The organism is Arthrobacter sp. NPDC055585, from assembly GCF_053619115.1.
In genome coordinates this window covers 286,053-304,670 of record NZ_JBSHIT010000002.1, presented here as the reverse complement: position 1 = coordinate 304,670, position 18,618 = coordinate 286,053, and the positions used below count along the sequence as shown (strand labels likewise).

Sequence of the window (18,618 nt, the reverse complement as noted above, 5' to 3'; positions counted from 1 at the left end):
AAACCTGCTAGTGGGAAGCTGCTAGATGATGCGCAATCCTGCCTGCTACGCGGATGCTACGTCGCCCTGCGTACCGTTGCGCACACCGACGGACACGACACCGAGGTCGTGTGCCAACGCTCAAAATGAGGAGCAGACACGTCATGACCGTTTACGCGCAGCCCGGCCAGGGCGAGGCACTTGTTTCATTCAAGCCCCGCTATGAGAACTGGATCGGCGGAGAATGGGTCGCCCCGATCAAGGGCGGCTACTTTGAGAACGTTTCACCCGTTACGGGCAGGGTCTTCTGTGAAGTGGCCCGCGGCACCTCCGAGGACATTGACCTGGCCCTCGACGCAGCACACAAGGCAGCGCCGTCCTGGGGCAAGACCTCCGTTGCCGAGCGGGCCAACATTCTGAACCGCATCGCTGACCGGATCGAGGAAAACCTCGAGATGCTCGCCGTCGCCGAGACCTGGGACAACGGCAAGCCGGTCCGGGAGACCCTGGCAGCAGACATGCCGCTGGCAGTCGACCACTTCCGGTACTTCGCCGGTGCCATCCGCGCCCAGGAGGGAACCCTTTCCCAGATCGATGACAACACCACCGCCTACCATTTCCACGAGCCGCTGGGCGTGGTGGGACAGATCATCCCGTGGAACTTCCCCATCCTGATGGCCACCTGGAAGCTTGCCCCCGCGCTCGCGGCCGGCAACGCCGTCGTACTCAAGCCTGCAGAGCAGACCCCGGCCTCAATTCTGGTGCTGGCGGAACTGATCGCCGATCTCCTTCCGGCGGGCGTGCTGAACATCGTCAACGGATTCGGTGTGGAAGCCGGAAAGCCGCTGGCGTCCTCCAAGCGGATCCGCAAGATCGCGTTCACCGGTGAGACCACCACCGGCCGCCTGATCATGCAGTACGCCAGCCAGAACCTGATTCCGGTGACGCTGGAACTGGGCGGCAAGAGCCCTAACATCTTCTTCGGCGACGTAGCTGCCCGGGACGATGCGTTCTATGACAAGGCGCTGGAGGGCTTCAACATGTTTGCCCTGAACCAGGGCGAAGTCTGCACCTGCCCGTCGCGTGCCCTGATCCAGGACTCCATCTACGACTCCTTTATGTCCGATGCCCTGGCCCGCACCGCCGCCATGGTGCAAGGCAATCCGCTGGACACCAACACCATGGTGGGGGCCCAGGCCTCCAACGACCAGCTGGAAAAGATCCTCTCCTACATGGACATTGCCGGACAGGAAGGTGCCAAGGTCCTTGCCGGAGGCAAGCGCAACATGCTCGACGGCGATCTGGCCGGCGGTTTCTATGTGGAACCCACCGTCTTTGAAGGCACCAACAACATGCGCATCTTCCAGGAGGAGATCTTCGGGCCTGTCGTATCGGTGACGAGGTTCTCGGACTACGGTGAGGCCATGGCGATCGCCAATGACACCCTTTACGGCCTGGGCGCAGGCGTCTGGTCCCGGGACGGCAACACCGCCTACCGCGCCGGGCGGGACATCCAGGCCGGACGTGTCTGGGTGAACAACTACCACGCCTACCCGGCACATGCGGCGTTCGGCGGTTACAAGTCCTCCGGCATCGGACGCGAAAACCACGCCATGATGCTGGACCACTACCAGCAGACCAAGAACCTGCTGGTCAGCTACGCCGAATCCAAGCAGGGCTTCTTCTAGAGAATCCGGTTCCACCTGCCAGTCCCCCAGCAGTGCTACCCCCAAACAAGGAGATCGACATGGAACGTATGCAGGCCGCAGTCGTCAATACCCTCGCCGAGCCGCTCACGGTAGGAGAGAACGATATTCCGAGCCCCGGCCCGGGACAGGTCCTGGTTAAGCTCATTTCAACCGGGGTCTGCCATACGGACCTGCATGCAGCGCAGGGGGACTGGCCGGTGAAGCCCAGCCCGCCCTTCATTCCCGGACATGAAGGTGTGGGCCGCGTGGTGCAGCTCGGTGAAGGTGTGACCGAGCTGAAGGCAGGGGACATGGTCGGCAATGCCTGGCTGTGGTCCGCCTGCGGTGTCTGTGAATACTGCCGCACCGGATGGGAGACCCTCTGCGAGCAGCAGCAGAACGGCGGCTACACCGTCAACGGGTCCTTTGGGGAGTACATGCTGGTGGATGAAAAGTTCGCAGCGCACATTCCCGAGGGTGCAGATCCGGTGGAGGTTGCTCCCGTGCTCTGCGCCGGTGTCACGGTCTACAAGGGGCTGAAGGTGACTGAGGCCCGGCCGGGACAGTGGGTGGCGATCTCCGGCATCGGCGGACTGGGCCACGTAGCCGTGCAGTACGCCAGGGCGATGGGGCTTCGTGTCGCCGCCGTGGACATTGCCGATGACAAGCTGGCCCTGGCCCGTGAATACGGTGCCGAGGTTACGGTCAACGCGTTGAATGAGGATCCGGCCGAAGCCATCCAGGCCCAGACCGGCGGAGCGCACGGCGTGCTGGTCACGGCCGTGCACCCCTCCGCTTTCGGACAGGCCATCGGGATGGCGCGCAGGGGCGGAACGATCGTGTTCAACGGGCTGCCCCCGGGGGACTTCCCCGCACCGATCTTCGACATCGTCCTCAAGGGCCTGACCATCCGGGGCTCGATCGTCGGTACGCGGCAGGACATGGTTGAGGCGCTGGACTTCTATGCCCGGGGCCTCATCCATCCGAAGATCGCCACGCGTCCGCTGGATGACATCAACGACGTCCTGGATGAACTGGCCGCCGGTCGGATCGACGGACGGGTAGTGGTTCAGTACTGATGGACCCGCTTCCAGCTTCGGTCCTGGACGCCGCGCCGGCCCTGCCCGGGGAGAGAACTTCCCGGGTGGGGCTTACGCCCGCCGCCCAGGAGCTGCTCAGAACACTGAAACAGCAGTACGGGCCCCTGATGTTCCACCAGTCCGGCGGATGCTGCGACGGTTCCTCTCCCATGTGTTATCCCGAGGGTGACTTCATCACCTCCGAAGCCGACGTGCTGCTGGGCGTCTTCGATCTGGACGGCGAGGACATTGGGTTCTGGATGTCCGCCGAACAGTTCGAGTACTGGAAGCACACCCACCTGACGGTCGACGTCGTGACCGGCCGGGGGAGTGGATTCTCCCTGGAAGCTCCGGAGGGAAAGCGTTTCCTGATCCGCTCGAAGCTCCTGGATGTGCCCGGATAGCACTCAAGTAGTAAGGTTGCTGTTTAAATCCTTTCCGGCCGCCGGCCGGGAAGGATTGCACGGTACATCATGATGCCTCGATCGGGGCGGGAATGAGGAACACCATGGTTAAGAAGATGACTTTTCTGGCAGGGATCGGTGTTGGCTACCTGATTGGTTCCAAGGCAGGCCGGGAGAAGATTATGTCCCTGTGGAACGACCCGAAGGTTCAGGACACCGTAAACCATGGCACTGACTGGGCCAAGGACAAGGTTCCGGGACTGCAGGAAAAGGTCACGGGGGCTGCCAAGGATGCTGCCTCCTCGGCCAAGGATGCTGCCGCACATGCCAAGGACAGCGTCTCCGGCGGCGGCTCCGGAGCGTCGTCTTCGGGCGGCTCCAACGGCTCGTCCACGGTAGCGGGAACCGCCAATCCGGCCGACCGCTCCCACACCTCCGGAGGCGGCTCCACGATGGATCCGGCACGCCCCCAGCCCGACGGCCGCTAAGCCTCGAGGACAGGAGCGGCTGCTCCTCAATCCAGCCGCAGGAATGCCCGCCCCGGGGCGCCGGGGCGGGCATTTCGCTGTCCAGGCACCTGCGGTCGAGCAATTTGCCTCTCGTGCAAACTTGCACATAGTGTAGCGGCGTGACAGAGCAGCAGATCTCGCGCCGGGAGCAGAACAAGACGGCAACCCGCCGGGCTATCGCCGACGCCACGCTGGGACTGGTCCGCGCCAGGGGTGCCGGCCAGTTCACCATCGATGACATAGCGGACGCCGCCGGAATTTCCCGGCGCACCTTCTTCAACTATTTCCCCAGCACCTCCGCCGCCCTCAACGTGGCCATGGAGGACTTCCTGGACGGAGTGCTCGGACACTTCCAGGCCCGTCCGCACGACGAGAACATCGTTGACTCGATGCTCAAGGCCCTCTCCCAGCCCGCCGATCCGGCGAATCTGGCTGTCATGGCAGAGCTCCACGGGCTTGCCGAAGAGCATCCTGACATGGCCCGGGTCCACCTTGAAGCGTGGGACCACGCTGAACACCGCATCGTTGACTCCCTGCGCGCCCGCCTCGGACAGGACACGGACCCGTTTTATACGGGCACGCTCGTAGCCGCCGTGCTGGCCTGCGGGCGCAGCGCGTTTGCCGAATGGCAGCGCCGCACCCAGGGCGAGATCAACCCGCAGACCCTGGAGCTGCTCGAAGAACTCTTTACCGAAGCCATCGGATTCCTCCGTGACGGCTTCAGCCGCTAAATCCCGCAACCCAACCCGCTCAAAGAAAGACACTCCATGGCATCCCTGCTTTACCGGCTCGGTAAATTCAGCTTCCGGCACCGCTGGTGGTTCCTGAGCTCCTGGCTTGTGCTGCTGCTTGGTATAGGCGGAGCGTTTGCCGCCTTCAGCGCGCCGACGTCGAACAACTTCACCATCCCCGGTTCGGAAAGCCAGCGGGTGCTGGACGAACTGCGTGAGCGGGTACCGGATGCCGCCGGCGGATCCGGCCGGATCGTCTTTGAAACCGAATCGGGAGAGGCCTTTACCGAGGCCGAACGCCGGGCGGTCACGGATACCGTGGCGGAGCTGAACAGCCTGGACTTCCTGAAGTCGGTCAGCGATCCCTTCGAGATGCAGGCGCAGCTGGACGGCAGCGGAGAGCAGCTCGCCGCCGGGCAGGCCGAGCTGGATGCGGCCCGGGCGCAGCTGGAGGCGGGCAAGCCGCAGCTCGAAGCCGCCGCAGCGCAGCTGGCTGCGGGCCGCGAGCAGCTTTCGCTGGCCCGGATGCAGGCCGAGCAGCTTGAAGCCGCAGGGCAGGCGCAGCAGGCCGAAGCCATCCGTGCCCAGCTGAGCGCACAGGAAGAACAGCTCAGCGCCGGTGAAGCGCAGCTCGCCGAGCAGCAGGCAGCCTATGACGACGGCGTCGCCCAGCTGGCTGAAGGCGAACAGGAGCTAACGGACGCACAGCGCATGGCAGAAGCCACGGACGGGCTGCGCTTCGTCTCCGAGGACGGCGTCACCGCCTTCTCCGAGGTCCAGTTCCAGGAACAGTCCTACTCCGTCACCCCGGAGCAGCGCCAGGAAGTCCAGGACACCGCCAACCGGATCACGGACTCCGGTGTCCAGGTCTTCTACAGCAAGGAAATCGTCGAGGACGTTTCCTCCCTCTTTGGGCCTTCCGAAGCAATCGGCGTGGCCGTCGCCGCCGTCGTGCTTATCCTGATGCTCGGCACGCTGGTTGCCGCCGGACTGCCGCTGCTGATGGCGATCGTCGGTGTGATTGCCGGTGTTGGCACCACCATGGCCCTCACCGGCGTCGTGGAAATGACCTCCATCTCCCCGATGCTGGCGCTGATGCTGGGCCTGGCCGTGGGAATCGACTACTCCCTGTTCATCATCAACCGCCACCGCACCCAGCTGCTGCACGGAATGGAGCTGGAAGAATCCGCCGGCGTCGCCACGGGCACCAGCGGCAATGCTGTGCTCTTCGCCGGCCTGACCGTGGTGATCGCGCTGGCCGCGCTCGCCGTTCCGGGCCTGCCCTTCCTCAGCGTGATGGGCCTCGCAGCCGCCGGGACGGTGGCTATGGCCATTCTCGTCGCACTGACGCTGACGCCCGCTTTCCTGGGCTTCATCGGCAACCGCATCCTCTCAAAGAAGGCCTGGGCCAAGGCAGGCATCACACCGCCGGCTGCGCATGCCGCGCTGAGGCCGGAGGACCAGGCAGCGGCCGCGGAGCACAAGGAAAACGGCAGCCCGCGCCGCTGGGGGCGCGTGGTCACCAACCATCCGGTGATCACCGTGATCCTCAGCGTCCTGCTGCTGGGCACCATGGCCATTCCTGCCGGCTCGCTGCGCGTAGGCCTGCCCGACGGCGGATCGGAGCCGGTGGATTCCACCGCATACCAGGCGTACCAGCGGCTGGGGGACAGCTTCGGCGAAGGCATTAACGGACCCGTGATCGTCGTCGGGTACCTCCCGGACGGGCTCTCGGACAGTGAAGCCTCCGACCTCACCTATGAGGTGGCAGATTCACTGCGCGGGCTGGAGAACGTCACCACGGTGGTCCCGGCATCCACCAGCGACGACGGAACCATGGTGGTCTTCCAGGTGATTCCGGAAGGAGGCCCCGCAGCCGAGGGCACCGAGGATCTGGTGCACACCATCCGCGATGATGCCGGGCAGATCAAGGATGACACCGGCGTCGAGATCGCCATTACCGGGCAGACCGGCATCAACATTGACGTCTCCGACAAGCTGATGGATGCCATGCCGGTCTATCTGCTGATCGTTGTGGGACTCTCCCTGGTCCTGCTGCTGCTGGTCTTCCGCTCCGTCCTGGTGCCGCTGATTGCCACCGGAGGGTTCCTGCTCTCCCTTGCCGCCAGCTTCGGTGCCGTCGTGGCGATCTACCAGTGGGGCTGGCTGGGAAGCATCTTCGATGTGCACAACCCCGGAGCCGTACTGAGCTTCCTGCCGATCATCCTCATCGGCGTGCTCTTTGGCCTGGCCATGGATTACCAGATGTTCCTGGTCTCGGGCATGCGTGAAGCCTACGTCCACGGCGAGGACCCGCGGCAGGCTGTGCGGACCGGCTTTGACCACGCATCCCGGGTTGTCACGGCGGCAGCGATCATCATGGTCTCCGTGTTTGCCGGGTTCATCTTCGCCCACCTGACGATGGTGCGCCCGATCGGTTTTGCGCTGGCAATTGGTGTACTGCTGGACGCGTTCGTCATTCGCATGACCCTGATTCCGGCCGTTCTGCATCTGCTGGGCAAATCGGCCTGGTGGATTCCGAAGTGGCTGGACCGCATCCTGCCGGACGTGGACGTTGAAGGCGCCCGGCTGTTGAGCCAGACTCCGGCCGCTGACGGAGATAAAGCGGAACAGGAGCTTGCCCCGACTGGACGATGAGGCGAAATATGTCACACTTGTTGCGCCTCTGACCTGCACTTCCAGGCGTACCGGTTACCATCGGGGTGCACCGCTCCATCCCATAGTCCCCCCACCAAGCATTGGAGAGTGAGCCTGAATATGGCTACTGATTACGACGCACCGCGCAAGGCCGAAGAGGACGCCGGAACCGCCTCAATCGAAGAGCTTCAGGCCCGGCGGAGCGACAAGCAGTCAGCCGTAGTGGACGTGGACGAATCGGAGGCCGCAGAAGCCTTCGAACTCCCCGGAGCAGATCTCTCCAGCGAGGAACTGCTGGTCCGGGTCGTTCCGGCCCAGGAGGATGAGTTCACCTGCGGCTCCTGTTTCCTGGTCCGCCACCGGTCCCAGTTTGCCGTTGAGAAAAACGGCACCAAGTACTGCAAGGACTGCGAAGGCTAACAACTCCGGCCCCGTGCAGGGCCGCTTTCACAACCGCCGCACCCGGACGAATCCGGGTGCGGCGGTTGTGGTTAAGGCCGCAGGTGTGGTTTTGTTCGGTGCATGGTCAGCGCGGTCCTTTTGGCAGCGGGGGCAGGGGTTCGGCTTGGCCGCGGCCCCAAGGCGCTGCTGCCCTTTCACGGCCGCCCGCTGGTAGAGCACCTGGCTGCCGAACTTCGCCGCGGGGGCTGCGACCGGGTCATTGTGATTCTGGGCGCCGGTTCCACCCGCGTGAGGGCCGAAGCGAACCTGGCCGGTACACATGTGGTCATCAATCCGGACTGGGAAACCGGCATGGGATCTTCCTTCCGTGCCGGCATAGCCGAGGCCATTACGCTCGCGCCGCGGGAACCCGTGCTGGTGGCTCTGGCCGACCAGCCGGGACTCACCGGGGAAACGGTGGGCCGCCTGATCGCCCGGGCTGCCCCGGCCCGGGTGTCATGTGCCGCGTACCGGCTGCCGGGCGGAAACCTGATGCGCGGCCATCCCGTGCTGTTCGCACCCCAGCTGGCCCGGGCTGCTGCCGCCGGTGCATTGGGAGACTCGGGTGCACGTTCCTTCCTCGCCGCGCATCCGGGCCTGGTGGACCTGGTGGAGTGTGGTCCGGATACCGAGGGGCGGGACATCGACACACCTGAAGACCTGGCACTGCTCGAGGGCCGGCGAACGAACGGAGCGGAGGGGTAAGCGGTGTTTGTCGAGGCCTGCAGTGCGGATCAGGTAAAGTGGAGCCTTCGTAGGGGAGTATCCAACCACGCTGAACCTCGTCAACACGTAGGGCACCGACGCCCGGCCGGGGCCAGCGGGCAGCCACAAACTGCCGGAGAGACTTGCGGTCCCTTGGCGTACCCTACGAAAGCAGAGACTCCATGACTGTTTCCCCCCTCATCTGGGGCGTGACGATCGTCGTCATCCTCGGCCTGCTGGCCTTCGATTATTTCTTCCACATCCGCAAGGCGCACATCCCTACGCTGAAGGAAGCGGCCGTCTGGTCCTCCATATACGTGGGCCTGGCGATTATCTTCGGCATTCTGGTTCTCGTCTTCGGCGGGGTGACCATGGGCGGTGAGTACTTCGCCGGGTACATCACCGAGAAGGCCCTTTCGGTGGACAACCTGTTTGTCTTCCTGATCATCATGGCGTCCTTCCGGGTGCCCCGCGAGGACCAGCAGAAGGTTCTGCTCTTCGGCATTGTCTTCGCGCTGATCGCCCGCACCGGCTTTATCTTCCTGGGCGCGGCGCTGATCAACTCCTTCTCCTGGATCTTCTACCTCTTCGGCCTGATCCTGCTGATCACAGCCGGCAACCTGCTCAAGCCCGAAGACAGCGAGAAGGATGAGGCGAACAACTTCATCATCCGGATCGCCAAGCGTGTGCTGCCGACCACCGACCACTACGACGGCGACAAGCTGATGACCGTTGAGAACGGCAAGAAGGTCCTCACCCCGATGCTGCTGGTCATGGTGGCAATCGGCGGAACAGACATCCTCTTTGCGCTGGACTCGATTCCCGCCATCTTCGGCCTGACGCAGAACACCTTCATTGTCTTTACGGCCACAGCGTTCTCCCTGATGGGCCTGCGCCAGCTCTACTTCCTGATCGACGGCCTGCTGGACCGCCTGATCTACCTCTCCTACGGGCTGGCCGCCATCCTCGCCTTCATTGGCGTGAAGCTCGTGCTGCACGCCCTGCATGAGAACACCCTGCCGTTCATCAACAACGGCGAGCACGTGGAAGTCATCGAGGTCAGCACCGGCCTGTCCCTGAGCGTCATCATCGGCGTCCTGCTCATCACCGTCATCGCCTCGCTGGTCAGTCCCGCGGGGAAGGCACAAACTGCCGTCAACAACGCCCGCCGCCACGCCAACGACTACCTGGATCTCTCCTACACCTCGGATGAGTCCGAGCGGGAGCGCATCTACCGGGCCCTCTGCGACGAAGAGAAGCAGATCCTGCAGATGGACAAGAAGTACCGGGACAAGGTCAAGGACATCGAGGACATCCGTGCCGAGGTAGCCCGTGCCCACGAAGAGCATGCGCGCTACTCCAGCAAGTAGTTAGTTACCGGGAAGGGCCCTTCGCAGCTGTCAGGCTGGGGAGGGCCCTTCCTGCGTTAGGCGGCGCGGCAGCAGTGCAGGCGCCGGAACGGACACGAGCGCCGAAGCGGGTAGCTTGCAGCGCAAATGTTCGGCCGTGACCATCGCCAGCCGCGCCTCGTTGATTCGAGGGCTTCAGCTCTGCAGACGGCGCTGAAGCGGAGGACCGGCTGCACCTGCGGATGCCGGCGGGTTCCGCCGGACCAGGCGGGCCAGCAGGATGCCGGAGAGCAGTGCGCCGAGTCCGCCGGCGGCGAGGTCCCCGATGGTGTCCCGGTAGCCGACGTTGATCGTGGCATCGACGTAGTAGTGCCCCCACCACTCACCGAATTCCCAAAGCACGCTCAGGGCAAGGCCCAGCGACGTCACCACGGCGGGAACAGCGAATCCAGGAACCGGACGGCCGGAATCTTGCCAGGCGGTCACGGCGCCGTAGGCGGCAAGCAGGTACCAGGCCATGACGGCGATGGTGCCGGTGGCAGCGAAGTGCACCGCCAGGTCCCACCATGAAATCCGCGCATACAGGTCCATCACGCTGCTCCAGGCGGCCAGCAGCAGGGTCAGGCCGTAGAGAGAGGAGAACAGCGGCGCTGCCGGCAGGCACCGGGAGACCAGGAGTCCCAGCAGCACCAGAGCAAACAGTGCAGCCTCAACCGGTCCGTACCAGAGCAGTGCAGCCAGCAGGCTCACTGCACCGAGCACACGGATGCCGTCCGAAGCCACCTCGGCGGCAGAGGCCGGACGGCGCAGGAGGGCATCAATCATGTACTTACGGTAGCCGAGCAGAGTTGGAGGCGCCCAGCCTCCGCGCACGGCAGGCGCACCGGAATTGCACGTAGGATCACTGGCATGCAACCCCCCGCCCTTCCCCCTGCCCTTCCCTCGGTTAGTGTCGTCATCCCGTGCCTGAACGACGCCGAGGCCCTGCGCGGGTGCCTGGCCTCGCTGGCTGGGCAGACCCTGCAGCCTGCCGAAATCGTGGTGGTTGATAACAACAGCACGGACCAGAGTGCGCGGGTGGCGGAGGAGTTTGGCGCCAGGGTGGTATTTGAGCCCCACCCGGGCATCCCAGCGGCGGCTGCGGCCGGATACGACGCCGCGGCGTCGGACATCATTGCCAGATGCGACGCGGACTGTGTGCTGCCCCCGGAATGGATTAAGCAGTTAGCTGAACACTTTGCTGCCGATCCCGGGCTGGCAGCCGTCAGCGGGCCGGGAAGGTTCTACGGTTTTGCGCCGTGGCTGGGACGGATGCTCTCCGTTCTCTACCTGGGTTCCTACTATCAGGCGATGACCCTGGCCCTGGCTCACCGGCCCCTCTTCGGATCCAACCTGGCACTGCGGGCCGGCGTCTGGCAGGACCTAAGGCAGACCGTTCACCGGGATGATCCGGAGCAGCACGACGACGTCTGCCTCAGCGCCCACCTGGGTTTGGGCTACCGCTGTGCGTGGGACCGCACGCTTGTTGTGGGCATGGCGCCGCGGGCCGTGATCGGCCGGGCGAATCTTGCCCGGCGGTTCCGCCGGGCCTTCCATACCCTTGCCGTGCACTGGCAGGCAGTACCGCCGTGGGAGCGCTGGATCAGGCGTTTTCGGGGTACAGCAGGGGAAGCTGCAGCACCAGCCAGGGGCTGAAGGCCCACGGGGTGAGGCGGACGGACTCAGCCAGCGTGGCGGGGTCAGCCCAGGTCCAGTCCATGACCTCGTCAGCTGCGGGGACGGGATCAGCTTCTGCCACGGCCGTGTAGACCGGGCAGATTTCGTTCTCCACGATTCCTGAGGCGTCCACGGCCCGGTACCGGAAATCCGGGAGGGCGACGGCGATGCTGCGCAGCTTCAGGCCCAGCTCACGTTCGGCCCGGCGCACCACCGCGTCCTGCGTGGCTTCACCCGGTCCGGGGTGCCCGCAGAAAGAGTTGGTCCAGACTCCGGGCCAGGTCAGCTTGGAGAGCGCCCGGCGCGTCACCAGAATGCGTCCGTCCGGGTGGTAGACGTGCGTGGAGAAAGCCAGATGCAGGGGAGTATCCCGGGTGTGCACGGTCATCTTGTCCGCGGTACCTATCATTTGGCCCTCTTTATCAACCAGAATGACTTCTTCCCGGCGTTGCGGCATTTCTTCCCCTAACGATCAACGTGTTTACTTTATGCATGGAGACAGAACACTTGCCTGACGAGAGAATTGGCCAACAGCAGGTGGAACGTGTCCTGGACGGGTTCTTCACCGCGGCCAAGGAGCGCGCGGAGCGGATCAGTCCCAGCTACCTTAGCCTCTGGGAGACACTCGAAAAATCCACGGTTGGCGGTAAGCGGCTGCGCCCCCAGATTGTCATGACGGCCTATACACACCTGGGCGGAACCGACCTGGAAGCAGCCGCCCGGGTGGGGGCAGCCTTCGAACTGCTGCACACCGCGCTGATCGTCCATGACGACGTCATCGACCTGGATTTTGTCCGCCGCGGACAGGACAACGTCTCCGGCGTGTACCGGCGCATGGCCGAAACTGCAGGGGAACCGGCCGAAGTGGCCCGGCACCGCGGACTGTCCGTGGGCATCATCGCCGGCGACCTTGCCCTGACCGGAGCCTTCCGGATGCTCGATTCGGTCTCCACGGATCCGCTCACCCGCGAGCTGCTGGCGGGCATCCTGGACGACGCCGTCTTTGCCTCCGCCGGGGGAGAACTGATCGACGTCGACTTCTCCTTCGCCGCGGGCTCGCCGCCGGTCACCGAGATCCTGGACATGGAACGGCAAAAGACGGCCGTCTACTCCTTCGAAGCGCCGCTGCGCGCCGGCGCGGTGCTGGCAGGGGCCGGCACCGAGGTTGTTGCCGCACTGGGCCGGTTCGGGCGGGACACCGGAATCGCCTACCAGCTGGTGGATGACCTGCTGGGGGTCTTCGGGAACGAAAGCGCCACCGGCAAATCCAGCATGGGCGACCTCCGCGAGGGCAAGCGCACGGTGCTGATTGCGTACGCCGCGCAGACTCCGTGCTGGGAAGAACTCGCCACTATCATCGGCCGCCCGGACATGGGGCCGGGCGACGCCGACCGCGCCCGGAGGATCCTGGTGGACTGTGGTGCCCGCCAGTACGCCCAGGACCTCGCCGCCGAGTATGCGGCCAGCGCCCGCAGCCACCTCGAGTGCGCCGAAGTGCCGGCCGGGCTTGCTGCGGTGCTGGACGACGTCGTCTCCGCCTCCGTGAACCGGGGCAGGTAGCCGTGGGACAGATAACCGGGCTGCCGCTGTACAACCAGGCAGCCGTGGACACGGCTGCAGTCATGATCCGCGCCTACTCCACGTCCTTCGGCCTGGCCTCCCGGCTGCTGGCACCGCGGACCCGGCGCCAGATCGAAACCATTTACGCCCTGGTGCGGCTGGCGGATGAGATTGTGGACGGCGTGGCTGCGGCGGCAGAGATTCCTCCGGCCGAGATCCGCCGCATGCTCGATGAGCTGGAGGCGGAAACGGCTAGCGCCCTGCGCACCGGCTACAGCGTGAACCTGGTGGTGCACGCCTTCGCACTGACTGCGCGGCGCACCGGAATCGGCACGGATCTCACCACCCCGTTCTTCCGGTCCATGCGCGCGGACCTTACCCGTGCCGAACACACCCAGGCGAGCTTCGAGGACTACGTCTACGGGTCCGCCGAGGTGATCGGCCTGATGTGCCTGCAGTGTTTCCTGGACGGACGCACGGTTCCGGCGGACCAGGAAAATCGGCTGCGCGAGGGAGCGCAGCGGCTCGGATCCGCTTTCCAGAAGGTGAACTTCCTCCGTGACCTGGCCGAGGATTTCGAGGCCCTGGGCCGCAGCTACTTTCCCGGAGTCACAGTGGATGCCTTCACCGAAGCGGACAAGCACCGGCTGCTCGATGACATCGAAGCGGACCTGCTCGTCTCGGGCGCAGCCATCGCTGAGCTTCCCCGGGACTGCCGCCCCGCCGTCGCACTGGCCCAGGAACTATTCGCGGAGCTGGCCCGCCGGCTGCGCCAGACCCCGGCGGAACGGCTGCGCACTACCCGGATCCGGGTGCCCAACCCGGTCAAACTGCGCATAGCAGCCGATGCCGTCTACCGGCACCGGCTGCGCCGCGCCTCCTCCCCGGTTCTCTCCACCCCCGACGCCGAAAGGGCGCCATGACCTCCGGAAAACCCAAGTCCAGCCCCCGCACCGCCGTCGTCATTGGCGGCGGCATTACCGGTCTGGCCACCGCCGCGCTGCTGGCCCGGGAGGGCCTGGACGTCACCGTCCTGGAGAAGAACAGCACGCCCGGCGGACGCACCGGCAACTGGGAAACCGAAGGCTTCCGTTTCGACACCGGACCCTCCTGGTACCTGATGCCCGAGGTGTTCGACCACTTCTTCCGGATGCTTGGCACCAGTGCGGCCGAGCAGCTGGAGCTGGTGCAGCTGGACCCCGGCTACCGGGTGTACTTCGAAGGCGAGGCAGCACCTGTGGACGTGCAGGCCACCCGCGCGAAGAACGTTGAACTGTTCGAATCCCTGGAACCCGGAGCCGGTGCCCGGCTGGAAAAATATCTGGATTCCGCTGCCGAGGTCTACGACATGGCCAAGAAGCGGTTCCTCTACAGCACCTTTGCCTCCTTCCTTCCGCTGCTGCGCCCGGACGTGCTCTCCCGCGGGCCGCGGCTGGCCAAGCTGCTGCTACAGCCGCTGAGCACCTTCGTTGCGAAGCGTTTCACCGACCCGCGGATCCGGCAGATCCTGGGCTATCCGGCAGTGTTCCTGGGCTCTTCCCCGTTTACGACGCCTAGCATGTACCACCTGATGAGCCGCCTGGACCTGTCCGACGGTGTGCTTTATCCGCGCGGCGGTTTCCACCGGCTGATCACGGTGATCGCGTCACTGGCTGAGTCCGAGGGCGTGAAGATCCAGCTGGATGCCAACGTCACCGCGATCCGCACGGAAAGCACCGGCAAGGACAAGGCCCGCGCCTCCGGAGTTGAATACCGCGACGCAGCCGGCACCCCCGCAGTGCTCGACGCCGACCTGGTGGTTTCCGCCGCGGACCTGCACCACACGGAAACCCGGCTGCTGCCGGCCCAGCTGCAGACCTATCCGCCCAAATACTGGGAATCCCGGATTCCGGGTCCCGGCGGGATCCTGCTGCACCTGGGTGTTAAGGGGGAGCTGCCCCAGCTGGCGCACCACACCCTGCTCTTCACCAAGGACTGGAAAGCGAACTTCGAGAAGATCTTCGGGAAGCACACATCAGTTCCGGACCCGGCGTCGCTGTACATCTGCCGGCCCTCCGCGACGGACGACGACGCCGCACCCGCCGGACAAGAGAACCTCTTTGTGCTGGTGCCTGTTCCGTCCGATCCGGCGCTGGGCACCGGTGGGATCGACGGCGGCGGCGATCCGCGGCTCGAAGCGATGGCGGACACGGTGATTGGGCAGATCGCCGGCTGGGCCGGTATCCCGGACCTGGCTGAGCGCATCACGGTCCGCCGGACAGTTGGTCCGGGGGACTTCAGTGCTGATTTCAATTCCTGGCGCGGAACACTCCTCGGTCCGGCCCACGTACTCAAGCAGAGCGCCTTCCTGCGCGGAAGCAATGCCAGCCGGAAAGTTGAAAACCTGCTTTACGCCGGCGGGTCCACGCTGCCCGGCATCGGCCTGCCCATGTGCCTGATCAGCGCCGAGCTGGTACTTAAGCGGCTGCGCGGGGACACCAGCACCGAAGCCCTTCCGGAGCCGTCTTCCGCGCCGAACCAGGCCCGCTGATGGGTGCTTTGTACCTGCTGTTCCTGCTCGCATCGATCGGCTGCATGATGCTGCTGGACCACCGCTTCAAACTCTTCTTTTTCTCCGGGGCGCCGCTGCGTGCCGCGGGTGTGCTGGCCGCCGGGCTGGTGTTTTTCCTGATCTGGGACCTCTTTGGCATCGGGCTGGACATCTTCTACCGCGGCGAAACCCAGTTCATGCTGGGGATTGAACTGGCGCCGCACCTGCCGCTCGAAGAGGCCTTTTTCCTGGCCTTCCTCTGCTACCTGACCATGGTGCTCTTTGGCCTGCTGAAAACGGCGGCAGCACACTTCGGGCGGAACCGGTCCGGACAGGCGGCCCGGCGGTGACCTACTGGCTGCTGAACCTCTGCTTCCTGCTCCCCGCGGCCGCTGTGCTTGCCGCGGCCCTGCTGCGCCGCCGTCGTTCCGGCCGCAGCAACCGGTCCTTCCTGCTGCGCCTGGCCGGCACTGCTGCCGTTCTGCTGATGCTGACCGCTGTCTTTGACAACCTGATGATCGCCGTGGACCTGTTCGGCTACAACCCTGACCGGATCTCCGGAGCCTTCCTGGGCCTGGCGCCGCTGGAGGACTTCGCCTATCCGCTGGCTGCCGTCCTTCTGCTTCCGGCGCTCTGGGAACTGCTGACCCCGCGCACCGCCGCCCTTTCCGAGGAGAACCAATGAGCGCCCCCGCCACCCGCACCCCCGGTACCCTGCGGATGCTGCTGCTCTCCTCACGGCCGCTGTCCTGGGTCAACACCGCGTATCCGTTCGCTGCGGCGTACCTGCTGACCACGGGCGGGATCGACGCCGCCTGGGTCATCGGTACGCTCTACTTCCTGATCCCGTACAACCTGGCCATGTACGGCATCAATGACGTCTTCGACTACGAATCCGACCTGCGCAACCCGCGCAAGGGCGGCGTCGAGGGCGCGCTGCTGGACCGCCGGTTCCACCGAATCACGCTGTGGGCAGCGGTCGCCACGAATGTTCCCTTCCTGGTGGTGCTGGCGCTGCTGGGTTCCCCGCTGTCCTGGCTGGTGCTGGCCGTGAGTGTCTTCGCCGTCATCGCCTACAGCGCCCCCGGCTTACGGTTTAAGGAACGGCCTTTCCTGGACTCGATCACCTCCAGCACCCACTTCGTGTCCCCTGCCGTCTACGGACTGGTGCTGGCCGGAGCCCAGTTCACCCCCGCCCTGTGGGCCGTGCTGGGTGCCTTCTTCCTCTGGGGCATGGCCAGCCAGGCGTTCGGAGCGGTGCAGGACATCATTCCGGACCGGGAGGGCGGGTTGTCCTCCATCGCCACGGTCCTCGGCGGCAAGACCGTGGTGCGGCTGGCTTTCGCCGCCTACGCCGCGGCCGGTGCGTTGATGCTGCTCACGCCGTGGCCTGCCCAGCTCGGTTCGCTGCTGGCGGTGTCGTATCTGCTGAACCTGGTGCCGTTCCTGGGGATCACGGATGAACGGTCTGAGGAAGCCAACGCCGGATGGAAGCGGTTCCTGAAGCTGAACTTCCTGACCGGTTTCCTCGTGACCATGCTGCTCATCTGGTACTGGCCTTCCCGCTAACCCCCTCCCTCCCTCCCTCCCTTCCGAGAAGCCAGTTACGGCTCTTTTGGGGGCTGAAACGAGCCGTAACTGGCCTCTCGATGGCGGGGAGGGCAGACGGGGAACGCAAAAAGCGGCCGGCCCCCGAAGGGACCGGCCGCTTTTGGTATCCGTAAGGACGGGGCAGACTAGTCTGCGACGCCTACGAACTCAGCCTGCTCATTGGCCGTGGTCTCGCCGGTGGCGAGGTTGGCGCGGAGCTTGGCGCCGAGGTCGGCGTCAACGTTGGTCCAGTACTGGATGGCAGCTTCGCGGATGTGCGGGCGCTGCACACCGGAGACTGCACCGGTGATGGTTTCCAGGAAACGGGCCTTGGCGGCGTCGTCGAACACCTCGCGGTACAGCGTGCCGGCCTGGCCGAAGTCGCTGTCCTCGGAGTGCAGGGTCGCGGCGGAACGCACCAGCGCGCCGTCGTTCTCCCACGTGCCTTCGCCGGCCAGAGCCGGGTCGGCCACCGGGCCGCCCAGGGTGTTCGGGGCGTAGACCGGGGTCTCCGGGGAGTTGAAGTGGAAGCGGCCGTAGCCGTCCTGGGAGTAGTTGTTAACCGGAGCCTTCGGTGCGTTGACCGGCAGCTGGTTGTAGTTGGTGCCAACGCGGTAGCGCTGGGCGTCCGGGTAGGAGAAGATGCGGGCCATCAGCATCTTGTCCGGGGAGGCTGCAATGCCCGGGACCAGGTTGGCGGGGGAGAGTGCCACCTGCTCGATCTGGGCGAAGAAGTTCTCCGGGTTGCGGTTCAGGGTGTGGGTACCCACCTTGATCAGCGGGTAGTCAGCGTGCGGCCAGACCTTGGTCAGGTCAAACGGGTTGAACCGGTAGTTCTTGGCGTCCTCGTACGGCATGACCTGAACGTGCAGATCCCAGGACGGGAAGTTGCCGGCGGCAATGTTCTCGTACAGGTCGCGGCGGTAGTAGTCGGCGTCGGCGCCGGCGATGCGCTCTGCTTCAGCACCGGTGATCTCGTGGTTGCCCTGGTTCGAGGTGAAGTGGTACTTCACCCAGAAGCGCTCACCGGCAGCGTTGATCCACTGGTAGGTGTGCGAGCCGAAGCCGGGCATTTCGCGCCAGGAGCGCGGGATGCCGCGGTCGCCCATCAGGTACGTGACCTGGTGTGCGGACTCGGGGGAGTTGGTCCAGAAGTCCCACTGCATGTCTGCGTCGCGCAGGCCGGAACCCGGGAGGCGCTTCTGCGAGTGGATGAAGTCCGGGAACTTGATGCCGTCGCGGATGAAGAACACCGGGGTGTTGTTGCCGACGATGTCGTAGTTGCCCTCGGAGCTGTAGAAACGCAGTGCGAAACCGCGTACGTCGCGCCAGGTGTCGGGGGAGCCCATTTCACCGGCAACGGAGGAGAACCGCTGAATGGTTTCGGTGGTGGTGCCGGGCTGGAAAACAGCGGCACGGGTGTACATGGACACGTCTTCAGTGACGGTGAATTCGCCGAATGCGCCGCCGCCCTTGGCGTGCACGATGCGCTCCGGGATGCGCTCCCGGTTGAACTGGGCCAGCTTCTCAACCAGGTAACGGTCGTGGAGTACAACCGCGCCGTCAGCTCCGTGGGACAGCGAGTGTGCGTCGCTGGCAACCGGAGTGCCGGTCTGGGTGGTGGTGAAGTTCGACATTCTCTCTCTTTCTTCTTTGGGTGGAGTGTTAAAGCCGAGGGG

At 65.1% G+C, this 18,618-nt stretch carries 19 protein-coding genes; 16 read left to right on the top strand and 3 right to left on the bottom strand.

The genetic code is table 11. The annotated features are described in order from the left end of the window. Window positions 1-143: 143 nt before the first annotated feature. The 9 genes from exaC (at window position 144) to ACWGQ2_RS05200 (ending at window position 9,564) form a co-directional block, all read left to right on the top strand. Window positions 144-1,667: an acetaldehyde dehydrogenase ExaC gene (gene exaC, locus ACWGQ2_RS05240; protein WP_452014999.1), complete on the top strand. Its 1,524-nt coding sequence runs from the start codon at window positions 144-146 to the stop codon at window positions 1,665-1,667. 59 nt (window positions 1,668-1,726) lie between these two features. After that, window positions 1,727-2,746, top strand: coding sequence for an alcohol dehydrogenase AdhP (gene adhP / locus ACWGQ2_RS05235; protein ID WP_452014997.1), 1,020 nt, complete (start codon window positions 1,727-1,729; stop codon window positions 2,744-2,746). After that, a complete protein-coding gene (locus ACWGQ2_RS05230) occupies window positions 2,746-3,150 on the top strand; it encodes a DUF779 domain-containing protein (RefSeq protein WP_452014995.1) in 405 nt (134 codons plus the stop codon). The genes adhP and ACWGQ2_RS05230 overlap by 1 nt, the downstream gene beginning before the upstream one ends. Window positions 3,151-3,254: 104 nt before the next feature. Continuing rightward, window positions 3,255-3,638 (top strand): hypothetical protein, encoded by a 384-nt coding sequence (locus ACWGQ2_RS05225; protein WP_452014993.1) that lies wholly within the window; start codon window positions 3,255-3,257, stop codon window positions 3,636-3,638. Between the two features lie 140 nt (window positions 3,639-3,778). After that, window positions 3,779-4,390, top strand: coding sequence for a TetR family transcriptional regulator (locus ACWGQ2_RS05220; RefSeq protein WP_452014991.1), 612 nt, complete (start codon window positions 3,779-3,781; stop codon window positions 4,388-4,390). A gap of 36 nt (window positions 4,391-4,426) precedes the next feature. Then, window positions 4,427-7,048 carry an MMPL family transporter gene (locus ACWGQ2_RS05215; RefSeq protein WP_452014989.1) on the top strand — a complete coding sequence of 874 codons (2,622 nt, stop codon included), beginning with the start codon at window positions 4,427-4,429 and terminating at the stop codon, window positions 7,046-7,048. Between the two features lie 120 nt (window positions 7,049-7,168). Next, window positions 7,169-7,468 (top strand): DUF4193 domain-containing protein, encoded by a 300-nt coding sequence (locus ACWGQ2_RS05210; protein WP_055239253.1) that lies wholly within the window; start codon window positions 7,169-7,171, stop codon window positions 7,466-7,468. Window positions 7,469-7,570: 102 nt separating this feature from the next. Further along, window positions 7,571-8,194 (top strand): nucleotidyltransferase family protein, encoded by a 624-nt coding sequence (locus tag ACWGQ2_RS05205; protein WP_452014987.1) that lies wholly within the window; start codon window positions 7,571-7,573, stop codon window positions 8,192-8,194. Between the two features lie 182 nt (window positions 8,195-8,376). Continuing rightward, window positions 8,377-9,564: a TerC family protein gene (locus tag ACWGQ2_RS05200; protein ID WP_452014985.1), complete on the top strand. Its 1,188-nt coding sequence runs from the start codon at window positions 8,377-8,379 to the stop codon at window positions 9,562-9,564. 174 nt (window positions 9,565-9,738) lie between these two features. Here the strand turns inward: ACWGQ2_RS05200 and ACWGQ2_RS05195 are convergent, their stop codons facing one another. Continuing rightward, complete coding sequence (locus tag ACWGQ2_RS05195) at window positions 9,739-10,368, bottom strand: hypothetical protein (RefSeq protein WP_452014983.1); 630 nt, start codon at window positions 10,366-10,368, stop codon at window positions 9,739-9,741. A gap of 84 nt (window positions 10,369-10,452) precedes the next feature. Here ACWGQ2_RS05195 and ACWGQ2_RS05190 point away from each other — a divergent pair, with 84 nt between their 5' ends. Continuing rightward, window positions 10,453-11,238, top strand: a complete 786-nt coding sequence (locus ACWGQ2_RS05190; protein ID WP_452014981.1) for a glycosyltransferase family 2 protein — start codon at window positions 10,453-10,455, stop codon at window positions 11,236-11,238. On the opposite strand, the gene idi is transcribed toward ACWGQ2_RS05190, so the two are convergent. Beyond that, entirely contained in the window at window positions 11,186-11,716 is a 531-nt protein-coding gene (gene idi, locus ACWGQ2_RS05185) for an isopentenyl-diphosphate Delta-isomerase (RefSeq protein WP_452014979.1), read from the bottom strand. The two genes, ACWGQ2_RS05190 and idi, sit on opposite strands and share 53 nt — an antisense overlap. A gap of 35 nt (window positions 11,717-11,751) precedes the next feature. Between idi and ACWGQ2_RS05180 the strand changes: the two genes are divergently transcribed. The 6 genes from ACWGQ2_RS05180 to ACWGQ2_RS05155 are packed head-to-tail and all read left to right on the top strand — an operon-like array spanning window position 11,752 to window position 16,918. Continuing rightward, complete coding sequence (locus ACWGQ2_RS05180) at window positions 11,752-12,819, top strand: polyprenyl synthetase family protein (protein ID WP_452014977.1); 1,068 nt, start codon at window positions 11,752-11,754, stop codon at window positions 12,817-12,819. 2 nt (window positions 12,820-12,821) lie between these two features. Continuing rightward, window positions 12,822-13,742 (top strand): phytoene/squalene synthase family protein, encoded by a 921-nt coding sequence (locus ACWGQ2_RS05175; RefSeq protein ID WP_452014975.1) that lies wholly within the window; start codon window positions 12,822-12,824, stop codon window positions 13,740-13,742. After that, window positions 13,739-15,349, top strand: a complete 1,611-nt coding sequence (gene crtI / locus ACWGQ2_RS05170; RefSeq protein WP_452014973.1) for a phytoene desaturase family protein — start codon at window positions 13,739-13,741, stop codon at window positions 15,347-15,349. The genes ACWGQ2_RS05175 and crtI overlap by 4 nt, the downstream gene beginning before the upstream one ends. Next, a complete protein-coding gene (locus ACWGQ2_RS05165) occupies window positions 15,349-15,699 on the top strand; it encodes a lycopene cyclase domain-containing protein (protein ID WP_452014971.1) in 351 nt (116 codons plus the stop codon). Before crtI ends, ACWGQ2_RS05165 begins: the two co-directional genes overlap by 1 nt. After that, window positions 15,696-16,034 (top strand): lycopene cyclase domain-containing protein, encoded by a 339-nt coding sequence (locus tag ACWGQ2_RS05160; protein WP_452014969.1) that lies wholly within the window; start codon window positions 15,696-15,698, stop codon window positions 16,032-16,034. Before ACWGQ2_RS05165 ends, ACWGQ2_RS05160 begins: the two co-directional genes overlap by 4 nt. Beyond that, complete coding sequence (locus tag ACWGQ2_RS05155; RefSeq protein WP_452014967.1) at window positions 16,031-16,918, top strand: prenyltransferase; 888 nt, start codon at window positions 16,031-16,033, stop codon at window positions 16,916-16,918. The genes ACWGQ2_RS05160 and ACWGQ2_RS05155 overlap by 4 nt, the downstream gene beginning before the upstream one ends. Window positions 16,919-17,085: 167 nt before the next feature. On the opposite strand, the gene ACWGQ2_RS05150 is transcribed toward ACWGQ2_RS05155, so the two are convergent. Next, window positions 17,086-18,576, bottom strand: coding sequence for a catalase (locus ACWGQ2_RS05150; RefSeq protein WP_452014965.1), 1,491 nt, complete (start codon window positions 18,574-18,576; stop codon window positions 17,086-17,088). Between the last annotated feature and the right edge of the window lie 42 nt (window positions 18,577-18,618).